The 24,372-nt window shown below is 49.3% G+C and carries 22 protein-coding genes, 1 tRNA gene and 4 pseudogenes; 8 read left to right on the forward strand and 19 right to left on the reverse strand.

Annotated elements, in window-relative coordinates:
- Positions 1-182, forward strand: a pseudogene (locus RTW80_RS16555) (hypothetical protein); the annotation flags it as partial.
- Between the two features lie 67 nt (positions 183-249).
- Here the strand turns inward: RTW80_RS16555 and pheP are convergent.
- The 5 genes from pheP to cusC form a co-directional block, all read right to left on the reverse strand.
- The gene (gene pheP, locus RTW80_RS16560) at positions 250-1,626 is read right to left on the reverse strand and encodes a phenylalanine transporter (protein ID WP_000786311.1); all 1,377 of its coding nucleotides are present in this window, start codon (positions 1,624-1,626) and stop codon (positions 250-252) included.
- A 101-nt stretch (positions 1,627-1,727) separates the two neighbouring features.
- On the reverse strand, positions 1,728-4,871 hold the full coding sequence (gene cusA, locus RTW80_RS16565; RefSeq protein ID WP_000573945.1) for a Cu(+)/Ag(+) efflux RND transporter permease subunit CusA: 3,144 nt from the start codon (positions 4,869-4,871) through the stop codon (positions 1,728-1,730).
- Positions 4,872-4,882: 11 nt separating this feature from the next.
- Positions 4,883-6,106, reverse strand: a complete 1,224-nt coding sequence (gene cusB, locus RTW80_RS16570) for a Cu(+)/Ag(+) efflux RND transporter periplasmic adaptor subunit CusB (protein ID WP_000717157.1) — start codon at positions 6,104-6,106, stop codon at positions 4,883-4,885.
- 15 nt (positions 6,107-6,121) lie between these two features.
- A complete protein-coding gene (cusF, locus tag RTW80_RS16575; RefSeq protein ID WP_000709870.1) occupies positions 6,122-6,454 on the reverse strand; it encodes a Cu(+)/Ag(+) efflux RND transporter periplasmic metallochaperone CusF in 333 nt (110 codons plus the stop codon).
- Between the two features lie 157 nt (positions 6,455-6,611).
- On the reverse strand, positions 6,612-7,985 hold the full coding sequence (gene cusC, locus RTW80_RS16580) for a Cu(+)/Ag(+) efflux RND transporter outer membrane channel CusC (RefSeq protein ID WP_000074231.1): 1,374 nt from the start codon (positions 7,983-7,985) through the stop codon (positions 6,612-6,614).
- A 156-nt stretch (positions 7,986-8,141) separates the two neighbouring features.
- Here cusC and cusR point away from each other — a divergent pair, with 156 nt between their 5' ends.
- The 5 genes and pseudogenes from cusR to RTW80_RS16605 form a co-directional block, all read left to right on the forward strand.
- Positions 8,142-8,825 (forward strand): copper response regulator transcription factor CusR, encoded by a 684-nt coding sequence (gene cusR, locus RTW80_RS16585; protein ID WP_000770953.1) that lies wholly within the window; start codon positions 8,142-8,144, stop codon positions 8,823-8,825.
- Positions 8,815-10,263, forward strand: a complete 1,449-nt coding sequence (gene cusS, locus RTW80_RS16590; protein ID WP_033548544.1) for a Cu(+)/Ag(+) sensor histidine kinase CusS — start codon at positions 8,815-8,817, stop codon at positions 10,261-10,263. The genes cusR and cusS overlap by 11 nt, the downstream gene beginning before the upstream one ends.
- Positions 10,264-10,999: 736 nt before the next feature.
- Entirely contained in the window at positions 11,000-12,901 is a 1,902-nt protein-coding gene (locus RTW80_RS16595) for a type VI secretion system tip protein VgrG (protein ID WP_000103231.1), read from the forward strand.
- Positions 12,902-12,928: 27 nt separating this feature from the next.
- On the forward strand, positions 12,929-13,390 hold the full coding sequence (locus RTW80_RS16600; protein ID WP_001160806.1) for a DcrB-related protein: 462 nt from the start codon (positions 12,929-12,931) through the stop codon (positions 13,388-13,390).
- A 19-nt stretch (positions 13,391-13,409) separates the two neighbouring features.
- Positions 13,410-15,011 (forward strand): annotated as a pseudogene (locus tag RTW80_RS16605) (PAAR domain-containing protein); the annotation flags it as partial.
- Here RTW80_RS16605 and RTW80_RS16610 read toward each other — a convergent pair.
- The 7 genes and pseudogenes from RTW80_RS16610 to RTW80_RS16640 all read right to left on the reverse strand — a co-directional run.
- Positions 15,009-15,182: pseudogene (locus RTW80_RS16610) on the reverse strand (ParB N-terminal domain-containing protein); the annotation flags it as partial. The pseudogenes RTW80_RS16605 and RTW80_RS16610 sit on opposite strands and share 3 nt — an antisense overlap.
- A gap of 137 nt (positions 15,183-15,319) precedes the next feature.
- Positions 15,320-16,777 (reverse strand): Trk system potassium transporter TrkG, encoded by a 1,458-nt coding sequence (gene trkG, locus RTW80_RS16615; RefSeq protein WP_001097895.1) that lies wholly within the window; start codon positions 16,775-16,777, stop codon positions 15,320-15,322.
- A 196-nt stretch (positions 16,778-16,973) separates the two neighbouring features.
- Entirely contained in the window at positions 16,974-17,159 is a 186-nt protein-coding gene (gene rzoD / locus RTW80_RS16620) for a prophage lysis lipoprotein RzoD (protein ID WP_001228696.1), read from the reverse strand.
- Positions 17,160-17,375: 216 nt separating this feature from the next.
- Complete coding sequence (gene rrrD / locus RTW80_RS16625; protein ID WP_021550628.1) at positions 17,376-17,873, reverse strand: lysozyme RrrD; 498 nt, start codon at positions 17,871-17,873, stop codon at positions 17,376-17,378.
- Positions 17,873-18,088: a class II holin family protein gene (locus RTW80_RS16630; RefSeq protein WP_000839583.1), complete on the reverse strand. Its 216-nt coding sequence runs from the start codon at positions 18,086-18,088 to the stop codon at positions 17,873-17,875. The genes rrrD and RTW80_RS16630 overlap by 1 nt, the downstream gene beginning before the upstream one ends.
- A gap of 188 nt (positions 18,089-18,276) precedes the next feature.
- The gene (locus RTW80_RS16635) at positions 18,277-19,008 is read right to left on the reverse strand and encodes a helix-turn-helix domain-containing protein (protein WP_001146308.1); all 732 of its coding nucleotides are present in this window, start codon (positions 19,006-19,008) and stop codon (positions 18,277-18,279) included.
- 351 nt (positions 19,009-19,359) lie between these two features.
- Positions 19,360-20,319 carry a YbgA family protein gene (locus RTW80_RS16640; RefSeq protein WP_000592547.1) on the reverse strand — a complete coding sequence of 320 codons (960 nt, stop codon included), beginning with the start codon at positions 20,317-20,319 and terminating at the stop codon, positions 19,360-19,362.
- A 192-nt stretch (positions 20,320-20,511) separates the two neighbouring features.
- On the opposite strand from RTW80_RS16640, the gene RTW80_RS16645 reads away from it, so the two are divergent.
- Complete coding sequence (locus RTW80_RS16645) at positions 20,512-21,036, forward strand: lipocalin family protein (RefSeq protein WP_000780582.1); 525 nt, start codon at positions 20,512-20,514, stop codon at positions 21,034-21,036.
- Positions 21,037-21,191: 155 nt separating this feature from the next.
- Here RTW80_RS16645 and RTW80_RS16650 read toward each other — a convergent pair whose 3' ends face one another.
- From RTW80_RS16650 to ybcN, 6 genes and pseudogenes are all read right to left on the reverse strand, one after another.
- A complete protein-coding gene (locus tag RTW80_RS16650) occupies positions 21,192-21,569 on the reverse strand; it encodes an antiterminator Q family protein (protein ID WP_001204777.1) in 378 nt (125 codons plus the stop codon).
- An 85-nt stretch (positions 21,570-21,654) separates the two neighbouring features.
- Positions 21,655-21,795 (reverse strand): YlcG family protein, encoded by a 141-nt coding sequence (locus RTW80_RS16655; RefSeq protein ID WP_000971070.1) that lies wholly within the window; start codon positions 21,793-21,795, stop codon positions 21,655-21,657.
- Positions 21,792-22,154: a crossover junction endodeoxyribonuclease RusA gene (gene rusA / locus RTW80_RS16660; RefSeq protein WP_001099521.1), complete on the reverse strand. Its 363-nt coding sequence runs from the start codon at positions 22,152-22,154 to the stop codon at positions 21,792-21,794. Before rusA ends, RTW80_RS16655 begins: the two co-directional genes overlap by 4 nt.
- Positions 22,151-22,441, reverse strand: coding sequence for a DUF1364 domain-containing protein (locus RTW80_RS16665; protein WP_001516219.1), 291 nt, complete (start codon positions 22,439-22,441; stop codon positions 22,151-22,153). Before RTW80_RS16665 ends, rusA begins: the two co-directional genes overlap by 4 nt.
- The gene (locus RTW80_RS16670; RefSeq protein ID WP_000224914.1) at positions 22,434-22,604 is read right to left on the reverse strand and encodes a NinE family protein; all 171 of its coding nucleotides are present in this window, start codon (positions 22,602-22,604) and stop codon (positions 22,434-22,436) included. The genes RTW80_RS16665 and RTW80_RS16670 overlap by 8 nt, the downstream gene beginning before the upstream one ends.
- Positions 22,604-22,951 (reverse strand): annotated as a pseudogene (ybcN, locus tag RTW80_RS16675) (DNA base-flipping protein YbcN); the annotation flags it as partial. The gene RTW80_RS16670 and the pseudogene ybcN, both read right to left, overlap by 1 nt.
- Positions 22,952-23,035: 84 nt before the next feature.
- On the opposite strand from ybcN, the gene RTW80_RS16680 reads away from it, so the two are divergent.
- The gene (locus RTW80_RS16680) at positions 23,036-24,199 is read left to right on the forward strand and encodes an integrase (RefSeq protein WP_001299447.1); all 1,164 of its coding nucleotides are present in this window, start codon (positions 23,036-23,038) and stop codon (positions 24,197-24,199) included.
- Between the two features lie 15 nt (positions 24,200-24,214).
- Here RTW80_RS16680 and RTW80_RS16685 read toward each other — a convergent pair.
- Positions 24,215-24,291 (reverse strand) — tRNA-Arg (locus tag RTW80_RS16685).
- Between the last annotated feature and the right edge of the window lie 81 nt (positions 24,292-24,372).

A 24,372-nucleotide genomic window follows, 5' to 3' on the forward strand; every position in this document is an offset into this window, starting at 1 on the left:
CTGATAGAAACAGAAGCCACTGGAGCACCTCAAAAACACCATCATACACTAAATCAGTAAGTTGGCAGCATCACCATATATTCGATCACATATTTGCGATTGTCGAAGAGTTTGGTCTGCGACTTCATCAGTCGCTAACCGGCAATGATATTCGCTCTCTGGCGGGTGCATTTAAGCAGTAATTAAAAAAACCGCTCTCATCGAATGGATGAGAGCGGACATCGTTTTGTCGGATGTAGCGTGAATGCCTTATTTCCGACGCAGCGTTTTAAATGCCACAAACAGGAATACAATCCACACCGGCAGCAGGATCGCTGACAAGCGCATATCATCCATCGTGCACATCAGCAGCAAAATCATGCCGAGGAAGGCGATGCAAAGATAGTTGCCGAACGGATAAAGCAGCGCCTTAAACTGTGTTTCACGCCCCTGACGTCGCATCGCTGCACGAAAACGCAGATGCGCCAGACAGATCATAATCCAGTTCAACAGCAGCGTTGCTACCACCAGCGCCATCAGCAGACCAAACGCTTTTTGCGGCAGCAGATAGTTGATTAACACCACCAGCGAAGTGATCGCTCCGGAAAGCATCAGCGAGTTAATCGGCACACCGCGACGGCTGACGCGAGTCAAAAACTTCGGCGCATTACCCTGCACAGAAAGGCCAAACAGCATGCGGCTGTTAGAGTAAACCCCGCTGTTATACACTGACAGCGATGCTACCAGAATGACGAAGTTCAGCGCAGAAGCTACCACGTTGCTGTCGAGATTATGGAAAATCATCACAAACGGGCTACTGTTGGATTTCACTTCCATCCACGGATAGAGCGCCAGTAAAACCACCAGTGAACCGATGTAAAACAGCAGGATGCGATACACCACCTGATTTACCGCTTTTGGAATGCTTTTTTCCGGATCGCGCGCTTCAGCGGCAGTAATCCCAATCAGCTCCAGACCGCCGAAGGAGAACATAATTACCGCCAGCGACAAAATCAGCCCATTCCAGCCGGTGGCGAAGAAACCACCGTAGCGCCAGAGGTTGTCGATACTGGCTTTCTCGCCGCCGTGACCAGAAAACAGCAGCCACAGGCCAAAGCCGATCATACCGATGATCGCCAGCACTTTAATCAGCGCAAACCAGAACTCGGTTTCGCCATATAAGCGCACGTTCACCAGGTTAACGGCGTTGATGATAATAAAGAAGGCGGCAGCCCAAATCCACGTTGGAACATCCGGGAACCAGTACTGCATATAGATGCCCGCAGCGGTCAGCTCTGCCATTCCCACCAGCACGAACATTACCCAGTAGTTCCAGCCAGAGAGGAAGCCCGCAAACGGTCCCCAGTATTTATAGGCAAAGTGGGCAAATGAACCGGATACCGGCTCCTCAACCACCATTTCGCCAAGCTGGCGCATAATCAGGAAAGCGATGATCCCGGCGACGCCGTAGCCCAGCAATACAGCCGGACCCGCCATCTGAATCGCCGGGCCAATGCCAAGAAACAGACCAGTACCAATTGCGCCACCCAACGCAATCAGTTGAATATGACGGTTATGTAATCCGCGATGAAGCGTCGGCTCTTGATTCGACGCAGTATCTTCCGATACGGTTGACGCGTTTTTCACGCCTTTCCCCTGTGTGTCTTTTTTGTTGAGGGGCACCTTTTAACATTTAGTGCCCATCGTCGCAAGACACAATCCACACGGTTAAACGGGGTATCCTGCTTTTATTTCCGTACCCGATGTCGGTGCAGCCACATCAGCTTATACGCCGCCGGGATAATAAACAGCGACAGCAAAGGTGCGGTGATCATGCCGCCAATCATCGGCGCGGCAATCCGGCTCATCACCTCTGAACCAGCCCCCGTTCCCCACAGAATCGGCAGCAGACCGGCGATAATCACCGCCACCGTCATCGCTTTCGGGCGCACGCGCAGGACCGCGCCGTGATATAACGCCTCATCCAGCTTCTGCTCGCTGAATGTTTGTGGATTATTCAACGACGGCACGGCCTCTATGGCGTGACGTAAATACATCAGCATCACCACGCCAAATTCGGCGGCGACCCCGGCGAGGGCGATAAAGCCAGTGCCCGTCGCCACGGAAAGATGAAAGCCCATCCACCACAGCAACCAGATGCCGCCCACCAGCGCAAACGGTACGCTGCTGATAATCAGCAACGCTTCGCCCACCCGACGGAACGCCAGATACAACAGCACGAAGATAATCATCAACGTCATCGGCACCATGAGTTTAAGCTTATGGTTGGCGCGCTCCAGTAGCTCGAACTGCCCGGAGAATGCCACGCTGGTGCCCGGTTTTAACTGCACTTTTTCAGCTATCGCTTTTTGCAAATCGTGAACCACCGACACCATGTCACGATCGCGGGCATCGATATAAATCCAGCTCGTCGGGCGCGCATTCTCGGTTTTCAGCATCGACGGTCCGGTAGAGACTTTAATGTCGGCCACGTCTGCCAGGGTGATTTGCTGCTTCATCGGCGTCAGGATCGGCAGCTGGCGCAGTGCCTGCGGACTATCGCGCCAGCTTTGCGGATAACGCAGATTAATTGGATAACGGGCAATCCCTTCCACCGTTTCGCCAACCATCGCCCCGCCCACCGCAGAAGTCACAAACAACTGCACATCCGCCACCGTCATACCGTAACGTGCGGCTTTTTCACGGTTAATCTCAACGTTGATATAGCGCCCACCTTCCAGCCGCTCGGCAAGCGCAGAAGCTACGCCTGGCACCGTTCGCGCTACTTCTTCAATTTGCTCAGCCATCGCGTCGATATCCGCCAGCACAGTGCCGGAAACTTTAATGCCGATGGGGCTTTTAATGCCGGTTGAGAGCATATCGATACGGTTACGAATTGGCGGCACCCACAGATTCGCCAGCCCCGGCAGCCGCACGGTGTTATCCAGTTCCTCAATGATTTTGTCCATCGTCATGCCTGGCCGCCACTGCTCCTGCGGCTTAAGCTGGATGGTCGTTTCTACCATCTCCAGCGGAGCAGAATCGGTGGCGGTTTCCGCTTTCCCGGTTTTGCCAAATACCCGCGCCACTTCAGGTACGCTCATAATTAGCTTGTCGGTTTTTTGCAGCATACTCGCCGCCTCTGCTGCGGAAATCCCCGGCAGCGTCGATGGCATATACAACAAGTCGCCTTCATTGATCTGCGGTAAAAATTCCCCGCCAACTTTATTGAGCGGCCAGAGAACCGTCAGCACCGAAAGCGCCGCCACCAGCAGCGTGGTTTTCGGCCAGTGCAGTACTTTCAGCAACAGCGGATGATAAACACGAATCAAAAAGCGATTGAGCGGGTTACTGCTTTCCGGCGGAATTTTGCCACGGATCCAGTAGCCCATCAGGATCGGGATCACTACGATCGCCAGCAGCGCCGCACCCGCCATCGCATACGTTTTGGTGAACGCCAACGGGCCAAACAGACGCCCTTCCTGCCCTTCCAGGGTGAAGATCGGGATAAACGACAACGTGATAATCAGCAGACTGATAAATAGCGCCGGCCCCACTTCAACAGACGCATCGGTGATCACCTGCCAGCGCGTTTTATTATCCAGCGTGGCGTCAGGATGCTGGTGCTGCCACTCTTCCAGCCGTTTATGCGCATTCTCGATCATGACGATAGCAGCATCGACCATCGCCCCGACGGCAATCGCAATGCCACCCAACGACATAATATTGGCATTCAGTCCCTGGAAGTGCATGACAATAAAAGCAATACACAACCCCAGCGGCAACGAAATAATCGCCACCAGCGCCGAGCGCACATGCCAGAGAAACAGCGCACAGACTACCGCCACCACAATAAACTCTTCCAGCAACTTGCCGCTGAGGTTGTCGATGGCGCGGTCAATGAGCTGGCTGCGATCGTATGTTGTAACTATCTCCACGCCTTCCGGCAGACTACTTTTCAGCGTTTCCAGTTTGTCCTTCACGGCGGCGATCACTTCTCGGGCGTTTTTGCCGGATCGCAGGATCACCACCCCGCCCGCCACTTCGCCTTCGCCGTTTAGTTCGGCAATGCCCCGGCGCATCTCCGGGCCAATCTGGACCTTCGCAACATCGCGCAGATAAACGGGCACGCCATTTTCACTGGCTTTTAAAACGATGTGATTAAAGTCGTCGAGCGTTTGCAGATAGCCGCTGGCGCGCACCATATATTCCGCTTCCGCCAGTTCGATCGACGAACCGCCCGCTTCCTGGTTTGAAGCATCCAGCGCGCTTTTTACTTCGGCGAGACTGATGCCATACTGCGCCAGGCGCTGGGGATCGATAACCACCTGATACTCTTTCACCACACCGCCCACCGACGCCACTTCCGCAACGTCAGGGATGGTTTTCAGCTCATATTTGAGAAACCAGTCCTGTAATGAGCGTAAATCGGCCAGATCGTGCTTACCGCTGCGATCCACCAGTGCATATTCATAGATCCAGCCAACACCCGTGGCATCTGGCCCCAGCTCGGCGCTGACTCCCGCAGGCAGCTTACCCTGTACCTGGTTGAGGTACTCCAGCACCCGCGAACGCGCCCAGTACGGATCGGTGCCATCTTCGAAAATGACATACACATAAGAGTCGCCAAACTGTGAGAAACCGCGCACAGTCTTCGCGCCAGGCACCGACAACATGGTGGTGGTTAGCGGATAAGTCACCTGATTTTCAACGATTTGTGGTGCCTGACCGGGATAGCTGGTTTTAATAATAACCTGCACATCGGAGAGATCCGGCAGCGCATCCACTGGCGTATTAATGATGGTCCAGGTGCCCCAGATGCTCAGAAACAACGCGCCCATCAGCACCAAAAAACGGTTCGCCACCGAGCGACGAATAATCCATTCAATCATTGGTTATTCCCTCAATGCGCATGGGTAGCACTTTCAGAGCGCATCCGCTCCAGTGCGCCAGAAATATTGGCTTCGGAATCAATCAGGAACAGGCCGCTGGAAACCACCTTTTCACCTTCCGCCAGACCAGAGCGTAATGCGGTGACGCCTTGCGATGCCTGGAAAACAGCAACGCGTTTCGGTACAAAGCGCCCGTCGGCATCAACGGTAATCACCCGCTGTTCGCTGCCGGTATCAATCAGCGCTTGTGACGGAATGAGCAGCATCGGTTCGCTGGCGGTGTTGAGTTGCAACCAGGCGTTCATGCCCGGTTTTAGCGCCTCGTCGGCGTTGTCGACTTCCAGACGCAGCTGCAGCGTGCGGGTCGCGGCATCCACGCCAGGTAGCAGCGTCCATTTGCGGATGGTGAGTGTTTTATCCGGTCGCGCCGGAACGGTGAGGGTAAACTGCGAGGCATCTTTCACCAGCCAGGCGATAGACTCCGGGATCGCAGCAGTGACCCACACCGGGTCCATACCCTGAATTTTCGCTACCACGTTATCTTTGGCGATATTCATTCCCGCGCGCAGATCAAACGCGGTGATCACGCCATCAATGGGCGCTTTGAGCGTAAAGCGAGTCTGGATTTTTTGCGTGGCGATCAGGCGGCGAATATCCGCCTCCGGCATTCCCGCCAGTCGCAGCCGCTCAAGAATGCCTTCAGTCTGGGTCGCCGTACCGCCGGTTTCGCGCAGCAGTAAATACTCACTCTGCGCTTCCACCCAGTCAGGAATGGTCAGGTCGAGAAGCGGTGTGCCCTTTTGTACTTTATCGCCCACGGTAAGCGGATACACCTTGTCGATAAACCCGGCAGCGCGAGCCTGCACAATGGCATACTGATACTCGTTGTAACTGACATTCGCCGGGAAACTCTGGGCAAAAGTCAGCGGTCCGCGCGTGACGGTAGCCGTTTTCACCCCCAGATTCTGCGTCTGAGTCGGGTCAATGCGCACACCAGACGCAGAACTCTCTTCATCGGCATATTTCGGCACCAGATCCATATCCATAAACGGCGATTTACCTGGTTTATCGAACCGCGTATTGGGATACATTGGGTCGTACCAGAATAAGATTTTACGTTCTGCGGTCGACGTTTTTTCTGCAGGCGGTTCCGCCTTTGCAACCCAGGTAAAACCTGCCGCAGAAATAATACCGCCCGCGATCATGCTGCCGATAATAAGCGCGATTTTTTTCATCTCATTAAACCTGGGTTACTGGCTGACTTTAATATCCTGTAATAAAGAAAGGTTGCCCTGCTGGACAAAATTAAACGCCACTTTGTCGCCGGTTTTAATTTCACTCATTTTCGTCTGCGGGGTGATGGTAAAGCGCATGGTCATCTCCGGCCAGTTCACAGCAGCAATCGGATCGTGATGGATGGTGATTTTTTTGCTTTCCAGATCAATACCCTTTACCACGCCAGTGGCGCTAATAACCTGTGGTTGTGCTTCGCTCATGGTTTCATGATGATGTTCGTTAGCCTGGGCATTAAAGCCAATAACGGTAAACAGACTGAACATTGCGACTTGCAGTGCTTTTTTCATTTATTCTCTCCTGGAGTTAAAAGTCATACTCTAAATAATTCGAGTTGCAGGAAGGCGACAAGCGAGTGAATCCCCAGGAGCTTACATAAGTAAGTGACTGGGGTGAGCGAACGCAGACGCAGCACATGCAACTTGAAGTATGACGAGTATATTGCTGTCAACCGCCACCAAGTGCGGTATACAAAGAAATTTCGTTAACCTGACGGGCATAATTCAGGTCGAGTAAAGTTTGTCGGGTTGCAAATAAAGAACGCTCGGCATCCAGCACTTCCAGATAACTTACTGCGCCGTGCTGATATAATGCCCGCGCCCGTTGCAAAGTAATTTGCAGCGATGCCAGATAACGCTGCTGGGCGCTAATTTGATCGTTCAGGCTTTGACGTAATGCCAGCGCATCTGCCACTTCTTTAAAGGCGTTCTGGATTTTCTGTTCATAATTCACCACCGACTGCTGCTGGCGAATTTCGGCGATATCCAGATTGGCCTGGTTGCGTCCGGCATTAAAAATGGGGATATCAATTTTAGGAATAAAATTCCACATCCCGCTGCTGGCGTTAAATAATGACGACAGATCGCTGCTGGCGGTTGATATTCCGCTGGTCAGGCTGATAGACGGGAAAAATGCCGCGCGTGCAGCGCCAATATTGGCATTAGCCGCCATTAACGCGTGTTCAGCTTCCATAATATCCGGGCGCTGCAATAAGATTTGCGACGACAATCCCGCCGGTAATTTAACGCTTTGCAGGCTGTCGCTGTTTACTGTCTGCGCTTGCGGCAGCTTGCCGTAGCTTCCCAATAACAGTTGCAATGCATTATTCGCCTGCGCCAGTTCCCCCTGACGTTTAGCGATGTCGCTGCGGGTACTTTCAATCACCCCGCGAGCCTGTTCCAGCGCCAGAACATTACTGCTACCTGTCAACAGTTGTTTTTCGACAAACGCATATGACTGCTGATAATTACGCAGCGTTTCTTCGGCTATTTGCAATTGCGCATACGCTAGCTGCTGATTGAAATAACTTTGCGCGACATTAGAAACCAGCAAAATATGCACCGCGCGCTGGGCTTCCTCAGTGGCTAAATAATTTTGGCGCTCGGCTTCGCTCATGTTCTTTAAGCGACCGAAAAAATCGAGATCAAAGCTGGCGTTAAGGCCGGTCGAAAACTCCCGTGTCGTGGCGGTATTCCCTTTAAGATTACCGCTCCAGCTGCCGCTGCCCTCGCCATTGAGCTGTGGGTAGCGGTCGGCATCGGTCAGACGATATTGCGCCCGTGCCTCCTGCACTTTCAGCGTCGCCATGCGCAAATCCCGATTATTCACCAGCGCCTCGCTAATCAGCGTCTTCACCTGATTATCAACAAAAAAGGTGCGCCAGCCCGCGTTCTGATAGTTATCTGCTGCGTTAACCAGGCCGTTCTGGCTGAGTGAGAACTGCTGCGGCACGGGCATTGCCGGACGCTGATAATCCGGTGCCAGTGAACAACCGGTTAGCGCAAGGGCCACACAAAATGGCAGAAGTTTACAAGGAGACATAGGCTCATAATTTCTGGTGATTTTATACCGCCAACTTTACTCGCCAGGCTCTGATTTTCCGGTGACAGGAAAATGACAAAATTGTCATTTTGCCAATAAGCGATTGCCATCTGATCCCGCTACTCTAGAATTGCCCGGGCAACATGCGGAGGAAATATGAAACTGTTGATTGTCGAAGATGAAAAGAAAACCGGAGAATACTTGACCAAAGGGTTAACCGAAGCCGGTTTTGTGGTCGATTTGGCCGACAACGGGCTGAATGGCTACCATCTGGCGATGACCGGTGATTATGATCTGATAATCCTCGATATTATGCTGCCGGACGTGAACGGCTGGGATATCGTGCGCATGTTACGCTCCGCCAATAAAGGGATGCCGATTCTGTTGCTTACCGCGCTTGGCACCATTGAACATCGCGTCAAGGGGCTGGAGTTGGGGGCAGATGACTACCTGGTGAAGCCATTCGCTTTTGCTGAACTGCTGGCGCGGGTGCGCACATTACTGCGGCGCGGGGCGGCGGTGATTATCGAAAGTCAGTTTCAGGTTGCCGATTTGATGGTCGATCTCGTCAGCCGCAAAGTCACCCGCAGCGGCACGCGCATCACTTTGACCAGTAAAGAGTTTACTCTGCTGGAGTTCTTCCTTCGCCATCAGGGCGAAGTGCTGCCCCGCTCGCTTATCGCCTCGCAGGTATGGGACATGAATTTTGACAGCGATACCAATGCTATTGATGTGGCGGTGAAGCGGCTGCGCGGCAAAATCGACAACGACTTTGAGCCGAAGCTAATTCAGACCGTGCGCGGCGTGGGTTACATGCTTGAGGTGCCGGATGGTCAGTAAGCCATTTCAGCGCCCGTTTTCGCTGGCAACCCGCCTGACCTTTTTTATCAGCCTGGCCACCATCGCGGCGTTTTTCGCCTTTGCATGGATCATGATCCACTCAGTAAAAGTTCATTTTGCCGAGCAGGATATTAATGATTTAAAAGAGATTAGCGCCACCCTTGAACGGGTACTAAATCACCCTGACGAAACGCAAGCCCGACGCTTAATGACGCTGGAAGATATCGTCAGTGGTTATTCCAATGTGTTGATTTCCCTGGCAGATAGTCAGGGTAAAACGGTGTATCACTCCCCCGGTGCGCCGGATATCCGCGAGTTTACGCGTGACGCCATACCCGATAAAGACGCTCAGGGTGGCGAGGTGTATCTCCTTTCCGGCCCGACGATGATGATGCCAGGCCACGGTCACGGGCATATGGAACACAGCAACTGGCGGATGATTAACTTGCCGGTTGGCCCGTTGGTGGACGGCAAACCGATTTATACGCTCTACATCGCGCTTTCGATCGATTTTCATCTTCATTACATAAATGATTTGATGAATAAACTTATTATGACCGCATCGGTAATCAGCATCCTGATCGTCTTTATCGTACTGTTGGCGGTACATAAAGGTCACGCGCCGATCCGCAGCGTCAGCCGTCAAATCCAGAATATTACCTCGAAAGATCTCGACGTTCGCCTCGACCCGCAGACCGTGCCGATTGAGCTGGAACAGCTGGTACTGTCGTTCAACCATATGATCGAGCGTATTGAGGATGTCTTTACCCGCCAGTCCAATTTCTCAGCGGATATCGCTCACGAAATTCGCACGCCGATTACCAATCTCATCACGCAAACGGAAATCGCCCTCAGCCAGTCTCGCAGCCAGAAGGAGCTGGAAGATGTGCTCTACTCTAATCTCGAAGAGCTGACGCGAATGGCGAAAATGGTCAGCGATATGCTGTTTCTCGCTCAGGCCGATAACAACCAGCTAATCCCCGAAAAGAAAATGCTCAACCTGGCGGATGAAGTCGGCAAAGTGTTCGATTTTTTCGAGGCGTTAGCGGAAGATCTCGGCGTGGAGTTGCGATTTGTTGGCGACAAATGTCAGGTTGCGGGCGATCCGCTGATGCTGCGTCGGGCGTTAAGCAACCTGCTTTCTAATGCCCTGCGTTATACGCCACCCAGTGAGGCTATTGTAGTGCGCTGCCAGACGGTCAATCATCAGGTGCAAGTTTCCGTCGAAAACCCCGGTACGCCCATTGCGCCCGAGCACTTACCGCGATTGTTTGACCGTTTCTATCGCGTTGACCCTTCCCGCCAGCGAAAAGGTGAAGGTAGCGGTATTGGGCTGGCGATAGTGAAATCGATTGTTGTCGCGCATAAAGGCACGGTTGCGGTAACGTCAGATGCGCGGGGGACAAGGTTTGTGATTATGCTGCCGGAGAGAGAGTGATTATTAAGTTCAAATTCAGGGCGTGGTGCATCACCTCCTGGTATTGTTGATCAACAAATTAGAGAAAAACTTATTAAACATATGAAATATCGAAGGCTTTTATTTTTCAAAGTTTCACGAGATGTTTGTATATGAAACTTAGTTAAATCTGTGTTTCTTCCAATTGTAGATCACAATGCCCTTTCTAAATTTTCATCGTTATAAACAAGCCATCTATCATATAAAGCAATGAATAATTTAATCGCGATTAATCATCATTAATTGTTATATTATTCACTCAATCTATTTATCAAGTGAATTTGATAAATTCCTAATTTAAAATATCCACTATTGAGCCAGTATTTAACAACGTTAAGATGTGCAATGTGCAGATCATGTTATCAGGGTGGAGCGGTAGCATATATTTCTTATGCAATCATTCATTTTAATAATGTTAATTGGATTATTTATTGCTGTGAATAAAAATATATTATGAATATTGGTTTAACTTTACGTTTTTGTTACTCGTTGTGATATGCGTACCTGTCCTGAATAACGCCAAGAAACAAGAGGTTGAGCTTGTGATTATTTTTTTGACTGAACAGACACCCGTTTCTGTAAAGTAATATTTAAACAAAATTCTCACATAACCATAGCATTTTCTGTTCCTTCCCTAATAACGTCTGAAGTCGTCCCGCTTATCACATTATCCGCAGTTGTACGGTACGGATCATTATTCATTTTACTGGAGGTTGCTATGTCAACCGGATTACGTTTCACACTGGAAGTGGACGGCCTGCCGCCGGATGCTTTTGCGGTGGTTTCCTTTCATCTGAACCAGTCACTCTCTTCGCTCTTTTCCCTCGATCTCTCCCTGGTCAGCCAGCAGTTTCTCTCCCTTGAATTTGCGCAGGTGCTGGACAAAATGGCCTACCTGACGATATGGCAGGGCGATGAAGTACAGCGCCGGGTGAAAGGCGTGGTGACCTGGTTTGAACTCGGGGAGAACGACAAAAACCAGATGCTGTACAGCATGAAGGTGCACCCGCCGCTGTGGCGTGCCGGTCTGCGCCAGAACTTCCGTATCTTCCAGAACGAGGACATCAAAAGCATCCTCGGCACGATGTTGCAGGAAAACGGGGTGACCGAATGGAGTCCGCTGTTCAGCGAGCCGCATCCTTCCCGTGAGTTTTGTGTCCAGTACGGTGAGACTGATTACGATTTTCTGTGCCGGATGGCGGCGGAGGAAGGCATCTTCTTTTATGAGGAGCATGCTTACAAAAGTACCGACCAGAGCCTGGTGCTGTGCGACACAGTCCGCCATCTGCCCGAATCTTTTGAAATCCCATGGAACCCGAACACCCGTACCGAGGTGAGCACCCTCTGCATCAGCCAGTTCCGCTACAGCGCACAAATCCGCCCTTCTTCCGTGGTGACCAAAGACTACACCTTTAAACGCCCCGGCTGGGCCGGACGTTTTGAACAGGAAGGCCAGCACCAGGACTACCAGCGCACGCAGTATGAAGTGTATGACTACCCCGGACGTTTCAAGAGCGCCCACGGGCAGAACTTTGCCCGCTGGCAGATGGACGGCTGGCGAAACAACGCAGAAACCGCGCGGGGAATGAGCCGCTCGCCGGAGATATGGCCGGGACGGCGAATTGTGCTGACGGGGCATCCGCAGGCGAACCTGAACCGGGAATGGCAGGTGGTGGCAAGTGAACTGCACGGCGAACAGCCACAGGCGGTGCCAGGACGGCAGGGAGCGGGGACGGCGCTGGAGAACCATTTTGCGGTGATCCCGGCAGACAGAACATGGCGACCACAGCCGTTGCTGAAACCGCTGGTCGACGGCCCGCAGAGCGCTGTCGTGACAGGACCGGCAGGCGAGGAAATCTTCTGCGACGAACATGGTCGCGTGCGGGTGAAGTTCAACTGGGACCGTTATAACCCGGCAGACCAAGACAGTTCGTGCTGGATCCGTGTGGCACAGGCGTGGGCAGGCACCGGTTTTGGCCACCTGGCGATACCGCGTGTGGGTCAGGAGGTGATTGTAGACTTCCTCAACGGCGATCCGGACCAGCCGATCATTATGGGGCGCACCTACCACCAGGAAAACCGCACCCCCGGCAGCCTGCCGGGAACAAAGACGCAGATGACCATCCGCTCCAAAACGTACATGGGCAGCGGATTTAATGAGCTGAAGTTTGATGATGCGACAGGGAGAGAACAGGTCTACATCCACGCGCAGAAGAACATGGATACCGAAGTGCTCAACGACCGTACCACCACCGTAAAACACGATCACCGCGAAACCGTAAAAAATGACCAGACGGTCACGATCCAGGAAGGTAACCGCCTTCTTACGGTGGAAAAAGGCCACAAGATCACCGGAGTACTGAAAGGGTCTTTATCTGAGGATGTCTTTCAGGACAGAGGCACGATTGCCGGTTCGGTGCATGTTGACGCTGTAAACAATGGTGGCGAAGGCGACGGTATACAGGCTTATACGGCGATTAAGGAAATTTTGCTGGCTGTGGAGGAAAGCAAAATTGCGCTGACGCCGGATGGCATTCAGCTACAGGTCGGGGAATCGACGGTAATCAGGCTGTCGAAGGATGGCATCACCATCGTGGGCGGTTCTGTTTTCATCAACTGATTCACTCAGATTATCAGGGAGTATTTTATGCAGTTCACTTTTAATGAAGGCCACATTCAACTGCCGTCTCAATGGCAGGATCAGTCAATGCAGGTCCTGGTGTCCACAGATAACAGTGGCATCAACCTGGTCATTACCCGCGAAGCCGTTCCACAGGGAACCCTGACACCAGAGCTGTACCAGGAAACGCTGGCGCTGTACCAGGGCAAACTTGATGGGTACACCGAACATGCCTGCCGGGAAATCACTCTGGCAGAGGCCCCGGCCTGGCTGCTGGATTATTCCTGGAACGGTCCGGAAGATGAGGGGAATCAGGGGCGGATTAGCCAGATAGCCGTATTCCAGCGGCGTGGAGATACGCTGCTGACCTTCACTTTCAGCACCTCCTTATCCCTGAAGAACAGTCAAAAGACGATGCTGCTGGAGGTGATAAAGAGCTTAACCCCGTTGCCACCGGAGAATGACATCCAAAAGGACCAGCCGCGCTGACATAAACGAGGGATAACACATGAGTGAAGGACCAGGCGGGCCACAGGGAGCGACCGCAGGCGGTACGCTGGCAATGCGAATGCTGTCACAGCAGGCGATGGTCGCCAGCCAGATGAAACGGGCAGCCAACGACAAAGCCATTGCACAGATGCTGGCAGCAAAGAAGTCCGGCCCACCTGCCGCCAGGCTGGGCGATGAAATTCAGCATAAAAGTTTTCTGGGGGCACTGGCAGGGGCCGTGCTGGGGGCGATAGTGACCATCGCAGAAGGTTGCCTGATTATGGCCGCCTGCGCCACCGGCCCTTATGCGCTGGTTCTGGTGCCTGCGCTGATGTATGCCAGCTATAAGGCGAGTGATTATGTGGAGGAGAAACAGAACCAGCTTGAATCATGGATAAACAGCTTTTGTGACACGGACGGCGCCATCAATACCGGTTCTGAATATGTAAACATTAACGGAAAGCCCGCTGCAAGGGCCGCCGTCACCCTTCCCCCTCCTCCCCCACCTGGAGCAATACCTGAAATCCCACAGGGGGAACCCTCATGGGGTGATATTGCCACTGACCTGCTTGAATCGGCAGCGGAAAAAGCAGTACCACTGGCGAAGGCCTGGGGGAACGCTGTTATCACCCTGACGGAAAGCAATGCCGGTTTTATGGATCGCGTCAGCGCCGGCGCATCGCTTCTGTTTCCCGCCGGTCCGGTATTAATGGAGTTTGCCACCATGGTGGGCGGGCGTGGCGAAATCAAAAAAGATGTGGATTTCCCGGAAGCCGGTGAGGACACGGCGCTCTGCGACAAGGAGAACAAACCACCGAGGATAGCCCAGGGCAGTAGCAACGTCTTTATCAACAATCAGCCTGCCGCGCGCAAGGGCGACAAACTGGAGTGCAGTGCGGCGATCGTGGAAGGTTCGCCGGACGTCTTTATTGGGGGTGAGCAGGTCACCTATCTGGATATCCAGCCGGAGTTCCCGCCATGGCAGAGAATGATCCTGGGAGGAATAACGATAGCCAGCTATCTTCTGCCGCCAGCAGGACTGCTGGGAAAACTGGGGAATCTGGCGAAACTGGGCAAACTGGGAAACCTGCTGGGGAAAAGCGGGAAGCTGCTGGGCGCAAAGCTCGGCGCGTTGCTGGGGAAAACAGGTAAGTCGTTAAAAAGTATTGCCAATAAAGTCATCAGATGGGTAACAGATCCTGTCGATCCGGTAACCGGCGCGTACTGCGACGAACGTACCGACTTCACCCTGGGCCAGACCCTCCCCCTCTCCTTCACCCGTTTCCACAGTTCGGTACTGCCACTGCATGGCCTGACGGGCGTGGGCTGGAGTGACTCCTGGAGCGAATACGCCTGGGTGCGTGAACAGGGAAACCGGGTGGATATCATCAGCCTGGGAGCCACGCTGAACTTCGCCTTCGACGGTGAAAGTGATACGGCGGTTAACCCGTATCACGCCCAGTACATTCTGCGCCGCCGTGATGATTATCTGGAGCTGTTCGACAGGGATGCACTGAGCAGCCGCTTCTTTTATGACGCCTTTCCGGGAATGCGTCTGCGCCACCCGGTGACTGACGATACCAGCGATGACCGCCTGGCACACAGCCCCGCAGACCGGATGACCCGCAATAATTTCGCCCTTTTCGTCAATCAGCACCGGATTAGTCCAGCCGAATTGCTTAATACTTTCTACCAGTTGTGCCACCTGCTCAGTACTGTGCGTCCTGGCGTTGTGCGCATACGGTGACAATTCTTGTAATGGGCGATAGACTATCTTTAATTTCTCGCTCATACAGCCTTGCTTTATGAATAAAACGCACCCCAGCAGCCAGTGCTACTGGGGACGGAGGTGTTGCTGGTAAAGTTAGGTATTGGATCAATGAGTGAGTCAACATAATATTAAACTCACAATTATAAATCAGCCATATATTAGGAGCGCCAAAAAAAACCTGAAAACAATATAATAACAGGATAAATTTCAAGGCGACCAAGAATCATAGCTATGCACATTAAACATTTTGCAATGTCATTAAGCACTCCGAATGACGATGCAGTAGCCCCAAAACCTAATCCCATATTATTAATACATGCAGCCACTGTTGCAAATGATGTAAGAAAATCATATCCCATACCATTTAACACCAGTATAAAAAACACCGTGAAGAGAGTATAAAGAAAAAAGAAACTCCATACAGACCTCATTACACGATCTGTAACTATCTTCCCTCCTACATTTACACTCAACAACGCTCTGGGATGAGAAAGCTGATTTATCTCGTGTTTGCTTTGTTTGAAAAGTATAAGAAATCGAAGTGACTTAATTCCACCACAAGTTGAACCTATACATCCCCCAAAGAAACTTGACAACAGCAAAAACACTATCGTGTGCGTGGGCCAACTTGCATAATCCTGCGTAGCTAAACCATTATCAGTGAGCATGGAGCTGGCAAGAAAAAACGAATGAATAAAACTTCCATGCAAGTCATACATACCTATATGCCAGACCTGGAAAGAGGTAACAATGATCACCCCTAAGGCTATTAACAGAAAGAAACGAAGTTCAATATCTCTGATTAAAGGTTTTATCGTTTTCCTGCTAATAACAATATACCAAAGAGTGAAGTTGAAAGCCGATAGCAGGGAAAAAGAACCAGCCACCAGCTCAACCAAATAGTTATTAAAATATCCGATACTCTCGCTATGAGTTGAGAAACCACCAAGCGAAACTGTGGAAATCCCGTGACAAATAGCATCAAACAAAGGCATTCCTGCAAGTCTATAACAGACAATACAAGCAATACCTAATAAAGAATAAGTTATCCACAGTGTCCGTGACGTATCGGCCAGGCGGGGAGTGAGTTTGTCATCCTTAAATGGCCCCGGCATTTCTGACTGATAAAGCTTTGCACCACCAATACCCAATAATGGCAATACAGCAACCGCCAGAACAATAACTCCTAAACCACCTATAAAATTTAACTGTGACCGATAGTACAAATATGCCCGAGGTAATGAACTAACATCATCAATTACAGTTGCTCCTGTTGTTGTTATTCCAGAAACCCCTTCAAACAGAGCATCAATGAACGTTAAATTAAGTTCTGAGTCAATCCATAAAGGGAATGCACTAATAACAGAAAACAAAATCCAAAACATTACAATTATAATAAACCCATCACGGGTACGTAATTGAATGCCAGATTTCTTAGTTGTATACCACGCTCCGCCACCAATGCAAAAAAATATAACGAAAGTTATAAAGAAAACGAACAGGCTTTTTTCTTTATAAAACAATGCTACAACCATTGGTGGCAACATTGAAAGACTATAGAGCCAAACCAGGAACCCACACATATGAGTAACAACTCTTACATGAGATGTATTCATATCTAAATATTCTTTCAATTATAACCACCTTGCTGCAATATTATGATTATACTGTATAAAATTTAACTCCTCTTAGATCTTACTTCACTGTTCCTTATGAAACAATCATCAAAATGAATCATATTGTAGTTAAGATTTTACTTTAAACACTGCTCGGTTATGTATTGCTGAGCACCTTCAAGTTGGGCCTGCATCATTACCAGTCGTTCCCGGAGGGTGAAATAATCCCGTTCAGCGGTGTCTGCCAGTCGGGGGGAGGCTGCATTATCCACGCCGGAGGCGGTGGTGGCTTCACGCACTGACTGACAGACTGCTTTGATGTGCAACCGACGACGACCAGCGGCAACATCATCACGCAGAGCATCATTTTCAGCTTTCGCATTAGCTAACTCCTTCGTGTATTTTTCATCCAGTGCAGCAACATCACGCTGGCGCTGCTGCATGTCAGTAATGGTGGCGTTCGCCTGGCTGAGTTTTTCCTTCGCTTTATCGCGCTGGTCTTTGTAGGAGATGGCGTTATCACGGTAATAATTGACTGCCCATGACAGGCTGACGATGATGCAGATAACCAGAGCGGAGATAATCGCGGTTACTCTGCTCATTTCTGCCCCCACAAACAGATTTCACGCTCAATCTCACGGCGAGTCATCAGGCCTTTCCATTGCTTACCGCCAGCGTATGTCCAGCGACGTAGCTGATCACATACGCCTTTGATATCGCCCTGGTTTATTTTGCGAAGAAGCGTCGATGTTCTGAAATTTCCAGCACCCACGTTGTAAACGAACGAGTAAAGAGCACCGCGCGTTGTTTCCGGTATATCGACTTTGATGTACGGGTTAATTTGTCTGGCGACCGTGGCAAGGTCTTTATTCAGGAGGGTTTTGCATTCTGCTTCGGTATACGTTTTACCGAGCATAATGTCTTTTCCGGTGTGCCCGTAACATACAGTCCATACGCCAACGATATCTTTATATGGTATGTAGCTGACACCTTCCAGACCATCGTCACCACTCGGACCAGTGATGAGCACAGACGCTATGGCAACAGCCCCACCACCAATAGCAGCTGCTACAGCCTTGCGTAATGATGGCGACATTATTCACCTCTCGCAGCCTTACGCTTATCTTCTTTAATCTTGAAATAAAGGTTTGTCAGATAAGTGAGAAAACCCAACACAAGGCTTCCAAGCACTCCAATCGCCGCCCACTGTGACGGACTGACCTGATCAAGCCACTGTAAAAACCAGTAGCCAGCACTGCCTGCAGAGGTGCCGTAGGCAATGCCCGTTGTTAACTTGTCCATGGATTTCATAGCCTCACCTCCGCGAATAACGGATGGTGTACACGGTTCGGAACGAAGAGGAAAGGTATAGAAGTTACATTAGCGTAAGGCTTGAACATCTATTCAAAAAGAAAAACGCCAGCGATTATTCTGGCGTAGCTGAAAGCATCATACAATTATCAAATACGAAAATTACAAAATCATTAAAACGCATCACGTTACATCATGTCTTTTTCTAAAAAAAATCTTGATGAATATTGATGGGGAGGAACACCAAAATATCTTCTGAAAACACTTACAAAATATGACGTGTTTTCATAACCGCATATCTCAGCAACTTTTCCAACAGAATATAAATTGTAGCTTAATAACCTTTCCGCCATCACCATTCGCTCTTCAAGAATTAATTTACTAAATGATAAGCCTTCGTGCTTTAATTTTCTTTTTAACAGACTTTCACTCAGATACAGTCTTGAAGATATATCACAAAGTCTCCATGCTGCAGATATATCCGTGTGAATAATAGCCTTAACTTTACTTCCTAAACTATTAAGACATCCAAATAAAAAACTTTGCACTATTTTCTCTGAAGATAAGATAGCAAGACATGCAAGTGATATTTGATTTCTAACAAAATCCACAGTTCTGCCATCACAATTCAAGCATGCAATCAAGTTCTTTAACAATGAAAAATCTTCACATTCCACCATCAAGTATGCCGGATAAAACCTTCTTACAGAAAAAGGTGAGAGTGTGTTGCTTTTAAAGAAATCATTAACTGTTTTCTCTTCAACATCTACGATCATTACATGATCTATATTTGATGAAAAAAAATCTTTCAAATTGTAATCAATGAGAACAGCACTTCCTTTTTTAAACAAAATATCTTCTTTACCAATTCGGACATCAAACGAGTTCAACACCAAAATGATAGAACATATGTATGGCATATTATCCACCTGATATCATTGGGGTTACACCAGGTAAGTATAGGTGGAAAATCAATATTCGCCAGTTCAACAATAAGGAAAATCTCATTGCATCACAAGTATAAAATTATGTATTTAACTCACAAAGACAAATTATTAAACCAATCTGTTATATTATATATAGCTGCGTGGAATCATAATATCATATATTTTGACTGGCATGTTTACCAAATTTAAGTTGCATCTCAATGGTTTCTTCAGCGTAAACAGAGTTTTTATACAAACTGACACTCTGGGTATCATAGTGTAGTTTTTACGATTGTAAATATCCTGTATGCAGGAACTCATCCTTTTGGATGATATCGCATACAATTAATTTACCATCAGTCTTAGAGCCAGTTCGTCCGGATAGGGATCGAAGTAATTCTGTGTAAGCAAGTAATCATTAGGATACTCACCCAGATAATGCTTCAGCAGAGTCAACGGCGCAAGAAGAGGTAATGTGCCAGAACGATAGTTAAGTATAACCTCGCTCAACTCTTTACGCTGGCGTGTACTTAAGTAGTTACTAAAATACCCCTGTATATGCATCAGCACATTCGTGTGATTTTTACGTGATGCAGGTTTTCTGAGAATCGCCATCAGCTTATCACGATACACCTCAAAGTATGATTCAAGATCCGCCCACTCGTGTATTGCAGCCACAAATGGTCCCATATCTTTATAGCCTGTCTGACTATGCGCCAACAACTGAAGCTTATAACGACTATGAAAAGCCAATAACTCTCTTCTTGATAATTTCTCCTTGTAAAGGTGATTGAGCTCATGCAAAGCAAAAACTCTTTCAACAAAATTCTCACGAAGCACTGGATCATGTAATCGCCCATCCTCTTCAACCGGTAGCCAGGAAAACTTTTCCATCAAAGTGCTCGTAAATAGTCCCACTCCATCTTTACGACCTCGATTACCATTTTCATCATAGACACGCACGCGCTCCATGCCACAGCTGGGAGATTTAGCACAAACCACAAACCCCGATACATCCTTTAATTTGTCCATATAAGAACGACTAAACTCTGTCATTCTCTCTGTCACATCCTCATTCTGGTCGTGGCTGAAACACATCCGTATATTTCCTTGCGTCGAGCGCACAAGACGTAGAGCAGGACGCGGAACTGGCAGCCCTATAGCCATTTCCGGACATACTGGTCTGAATGTTACCCATTCCACTAATTTGTCCATTAAAAAGTCAGCTCTTTTGTGACCACCATCAAAACGAACAGCAGAACCGGCCAAACAACCGCTGATTCCAATCACAGGTTTTTTTATCATATCCTCCCCCTTGACTAATTCATTAACACATAAACTGTGTAGTGCACGGAATAAATTGCCTTTCTGGCGTCATCACTGACAATTTTTCTGTTATGGACTATTCCTAATATAGTATGAAAGTTCTTTAAGTGATCGGTCGTAATCATCTATCTTTCATACTTACTCTCAACTATCAAAAGTACAGGATTTATTATGAAGTTATGGCCTGTGTTGACTGGCATTGCGCTCTCTTTCACTCTTATAGCATGTAAGGCCCCGACACCACCTAAAGGTGTGCAGCCGATTACAAATTTTGACGCCAACCGCTACCTCGGAAAATGGTATGAAATAGCTCGCCTCGAGAACCGGTTCGAACGTGGTCTGGAACAGGTCAGCGCTACTTATGGAAAACGGAACGACGGAGGGATTCGTGTACTTAACCGTGGATACGATCCAACGAAAAATAAATGGAGCGAGAGCGAAGGTAAAGCATACTTTACTGGAGATACTAAAACTGCAGCGTTGAAGGTTTCGTTTTTTGGCCCCTTCTATGGTGGCTATAATGTAATCAAACTGGATGATGAGTATAAGTATGCTCTTGTCAGTGGTCCGAACAGAGAATACCTATGGATTCTGGCAAGGACCTCAACTATTCCAGATAAAGTAAAAGCAGACTATGTGCGAACCGCTCAAAAGTTGGGATTCAATGTCAATGAATTATTATGGGTTAAACAATAAAATCCCTACCCGAAATGATACTTATTAGAAAAAAACCAGCCTTTGGGGAGGCTGGCTAAATCAGGAAACAAGCTGTTATATGATAATAACTACGTTGCGATTCCAACATTTAAAATGTTAGACTAATGACAATCAGACAGCAACTTTTCCTTTAATTATTTCGAACAATCAGCATCCATCTCCAATCGGAGATCCAACACCATCAGCATACCCTCCACTACGCCCTCAGCTTTCTGGAGCATCCTGCCAACCCAACAATCAGATCGCCCATGCTTACGTGCAAGCGCCATAAAAGTCATGCCGCCGACATAATAGTCCACCAATAAATCATGCAAATCGCTGTTGTTCTTTTTCAGACGGGCCATGCACCCGCAAATGATCATCGCGTCATCGTCACAACATTGTGGGCGAGATTTTACTTTTGAAGGAATTAATCCCTTAAAACCGGCGGCAATGGACGACCAGGTCACATCTTCATGATTATTAGCCGCCCACGCTCCCCAACGCTCAAGAACCATCTGAATATCACGCATCAACTTACTCCACAAAAATCAGACCAGAACGCCAATTACAAGCAAAAATCAACAAAACAGTATTAGTTGATTGTTATCTCTGACTTCATACTCCTGCTCCTGTCAGGGTTTTGGCGTAATTCTTCAGTATTCGGTAATCGGTCAAAACAGAACCGGGGAAACGATATAAGCGCAGACGCCCCCAGCGGTGGCGAAGAAGTTCTGCCATATAAAACTCAAACATCATTCATTCCCCATTTCGGTGATGGTCAGTTCCAGCCTCCCACCTTTGGTAACAGGCATCTTCACAACGCGGTAATCAACGACCTGAGCATCATCCAGCCAGAAACCTGCTTTGGTGAGTGCGTCAAAAGCGGCTTTTTGCAGATTATCCAGGTCACGGCGACGGCGATCCGGCATGTGGCACTCAATACGGATTTTCACTGGCATAGCCAGGCCGATATCCAGCATTGCGTTTTTAATGATTCGGGTGACGTTATCGCGGTATGCCTGCCCTTCTGCGCTGATGTGTGTGCGCCCGCGATTATGGCGGTAGTAGCGGTTATTGCTCGGCGGCCAGGGTAGTGTGATGTGGTAAGTATTCACGCCTTAATTACCCCCTCTTTCAGCCAGATAACCTGCGTTCTCGCCATACCTTCCAGCGCGCATTCTTTTGCATATCCAGCGTTAACAAAATTCGTGCGACGGTCGATCTCATCGTGACAGGCAGAACATGCAATGGTGGCAATCAGGTCTGGCGGTTTAATACCGGTGCCGCACAATCCAGCCAGCCGGATATGTGCCAGTACAGACGTTTCAGGGTTGCCATTACATACGCCAGGGATTCTTACCTGGCATTCCCGACCACGCGCTGCTTTTCTCAAATCAGCCATGATTCCTCCTTGCTGCCAGTCGCAACCATTTTTTATCAACCAGGCTGGCGGTATATCCGAGCAGTGTTGGTATTTCGGATGGCTTCAGCTCAGGTTTACGCTTACGACGATTTGGTACTCTGTAGATGTGTCCGTTCATGACACGAATAAGCGGTGTAGCCATTACGCCTCCTGCTTGTCGCGCAGCAGCTGAAACTCGCAGCTCTGTGGAATAGTCAGGTGGCAACCAATATTCATCGCCCAGGCTTCAACCTTACACAGGAAGACATACATCTCTCCGGTATCAAGATCGGAGGTATGGCGTAACGACTGGATAGTGGTGATATCACCGGTTACGACATCAACCAGGTCTTTGGTTTCATAACCGAGATATGTGTGTTTGAGAGCATCTTTTACCCAAGCTGGAGTAGCGAACGTTTTACCCTTGCTGATGAGGTATTCACTGATTTCGCTGTACCACATGTGGCTGAGTGCATTCTGGGAAAGACTGCGTTTCTCACGCCACGGTTTGGGTCCACTTGTCGCGGAGTTTGGCCGGACTCCGCTGCATACTGTCCAGGTGAGCGCGGGTGATGGCATAACAGAGGAAAGAAAATGTCACTCTTCCGCAGAAATGAAATATGGTATGCCTCGTATTCGCTCCCGGGCGGGAAACGAATTAAGGAATCTCTTGGCACAAAGGACAAGCGGCAAGCTCAGGAGTTGCACGACAAGCGAAAAGCAGAACTCTGGCGAGTAGAAAAGCTAGGGGATTTACCTGATGTCACTTTTGAAGAGGCCTGCCTAAGATGGCTTGAGGAAAAAGCTGATAAAAAATCTCTCGATTCAGATAAAAGCCGGATTGAGTTCTGGCTTGAACATTTTGAGGGTATAAGGCTTAAAGATATCTCGGAGGCAAAGATTTACTCTGCTGTAAGCAGAATGCATAACAGAAAGACGAAAGAAATATGGAAACAGAAAGTTCAGGCCGCCATCAGGAAAGGTAAAGAACTGCCTGTTTATGAACCAAAGCCAGTATCAACTCAGACAAAGGCAAAGCATCTTGCCATGATAAAGGCCATTCTCCGTGCTGCAGAACGCGACTGGAAGTGGCTGGAAAAAGCGCCTGTCATCAAGATACCAGCGGTCAGAAACAAGCGAGTCAGATGGCTGGAAAAGGAGGAAGCAAAACGCCTTATTGATGAGTGCCCCGAACCACTGAAATCTGTCGTCAAGTTTGCGCTGGCAACTGGTCTGAGAAAGTCGAACATCATAAATCTGGAATGGCAACAAATCGACATGCAGCGACGAGTTGCCTGGGTGAATCCAGAAGAGAGCAAATCAAACCGCGCCATTGGTGTGGCGCTGAACGATACCGCCTGTAAAGTGTTGCGTGATCAAATAGGCAAGCATCACAAATGGGTGTTTGTACATACCAAGGCGGCTAAGCGAGCAGATGGAACATCAACGCCTGCGGTCAGGAAGATGCGCATCGACAGCAAGACATCATGGCTATCAGCTTGTCGTCGTGCAGGAATTGAAGATTTCCGTTTCCATGACCTCAGACACACCTGGGCAAGCTGGCTGATTCAGTCAGGCGTCCCATTATCAGTGCTTCAGGAAATGGGCGGATGGGAGTCCATAGAAATGGTTCGTAGGTATGCTCACCTTGCGCCTAATCATTTGACAGAGCATGCGAGGAAAATAGACGACATTTTTGGTGATAATGTCCCAAATATGTCCCACTCTGGAATTATGGAGGATATAAAGAAGGCGTAACTGATTGAATTGTAATGGCGCGCCCTGCAGGATTCGAACCTGCGGCCCACGACTTAGAAGGTCGTTGCTCTATCCAACTGAGCTAAGGGCGCGTTGATACCGCAATGCGGTGTAATCGCGTGAATTATACGGTCAACCCTTGCTGAGTCAATGGCTTTTGATCTGGTTGCTGA

The sequence above is a fragment of the Escherichia sp. AM3 genome (genome assembly GCF_032029835.1).
In the GTDB taxonomy this organism is placed as follows: Bacteria; Pseudomonadota; Gammaproteobacteria; order Enterobacterales; family Enterobacteriaceae; genus Escherichia; species Escherichia coli.

Coding starts and splice junctions, on each gene's coding strand:
- cusB (WP_000717157.1), bottom strand. CDS start 6,106: ATGAAAAAAATCGCGCTTATTATCGGCAGCATGATCGCGGGCGGTATT.
- RTW80_RS16640 (WP_000592547.1), bottom strand. CDS start 20,319: ATGATAAAAAAACCTGTGATTGGAATCAGCGGTTGTTTGGCCGGTTCT.
- rrrD (WP_021550628.1), bottom strand. CDS start 17,873: ATGTCGCCATCATTACGCAAGGCTGTAGCAGCTGCTATTGGTGGTGGG.
- trkG (WP_001097895.1), bottom strand. CDS start 16,777: ATGAATACATCTCATGTAAGAGTTGTTACTCATATGTGTGGGTTCCTG.
- cusF (WP_000709870.1), bottom strand. CDS start 6,454: ATGAAAAAAGCACTGCAAGTCGCAATGTTCAGTCTGTTTACCGTTATT.
- RTW80_RS16635 (WP_001146308.1), bottom strand. CDS start 19,008: ATGCCATACATATGTTCTATCATTTTGGTGTTGAACTCGTTTGATGTC.
- cusS (WP_033548544.1), top strand. CDS start 8,815: ATGGTCAGTAAGCCATTTCAGCGCCCGTTTTCGCTGGCAACCCGCCTG.
- RTW80_RS16680 (WP_001299447.1), top strand. CDS start 23,036: ATGTCACTCTTCCGCAGAAATGAAATATGGTATGCCTCGTATTCGCTC.
- cusR (WP_000770953.1), top strand. CDS start 8,142: ATGAAACTGTTGATTGTCGAAGATGAAAAGAAAACCGGAGAATACTTG.
- RTW80_RS16650 (WP_001204777.1), bottom strand. CDS start 21,569: ATGCGTGATATTCAGATGGTTCTTGAGCGTTGGGGAGCGTGGGCGGCT.
- RTW80_RS16595 (WP_000103231.1), top strand. CDS start 11,000: ATGTCAACCGGATTACGTTTCACACTGGAAGTGGACGGCCTGCCGCCG.
- RTW80_RS16655 (WP_000971070.1), bottom strand. CDS start 21,795: ATGATGTTTGAGTTTTATATGGCAGAACTTCTTCGCCACCGCTGGGGG.
- RTW80_RS16670 (WP_000224914.1), bottom strand. CDS start 22,604: ATGGCTACACCGCTTATTCGTGTCATGAACGGACACATCTACAGAGTA.
- cusA (WP_000573945.1), bottom strand. CDS start 4,871: ATGATTGAATGGATTATTCGTCGCTCGGTGGCGAACCGTTTTTTGGTG.
- RTW80_RS16645 (WP_000780582.1), top strand. CDS start 20,512: ATGAAGTTATGGCCTGTGTTGACTGGCATTGCGCTCTCTTTCACTCTT.
- rzoD (WP_001228696.1), bottom strand. CDS start 17,159: ATGCGAAAGCTGAAAATGATGCTCTGCGTGATGATGTTGCCGCTGGTC.
- RTW80_RS16630 (WP_000839583.1), bottom strand. CDS start 18,088: ATGAAATCCATGGACAAGTTAACAACGGGCATTGCCTACGGCACCTCT.
- cusC (WP_000074231.1), bottom strand. CDS start 7,985: ATGTCTCCTTGTAAACTTCTGCCATTTTGTGTGGCCCTTGCGCTAACC.
- RTW80_RS16665 (WP_001516219.1), bottom strand. CDS start 22,441: ATGGCTGATTTGAGAAAAGCAGCGCGTGGTCGGGAATGCCAGGTAAGA.
- RTW80_RS16600 (WP_001160806.1), top strand. CDS start 12,929: ATGCAGTTCACTTTTAATGAAGGCCACATTCAACTGCCGTCTCAATGG.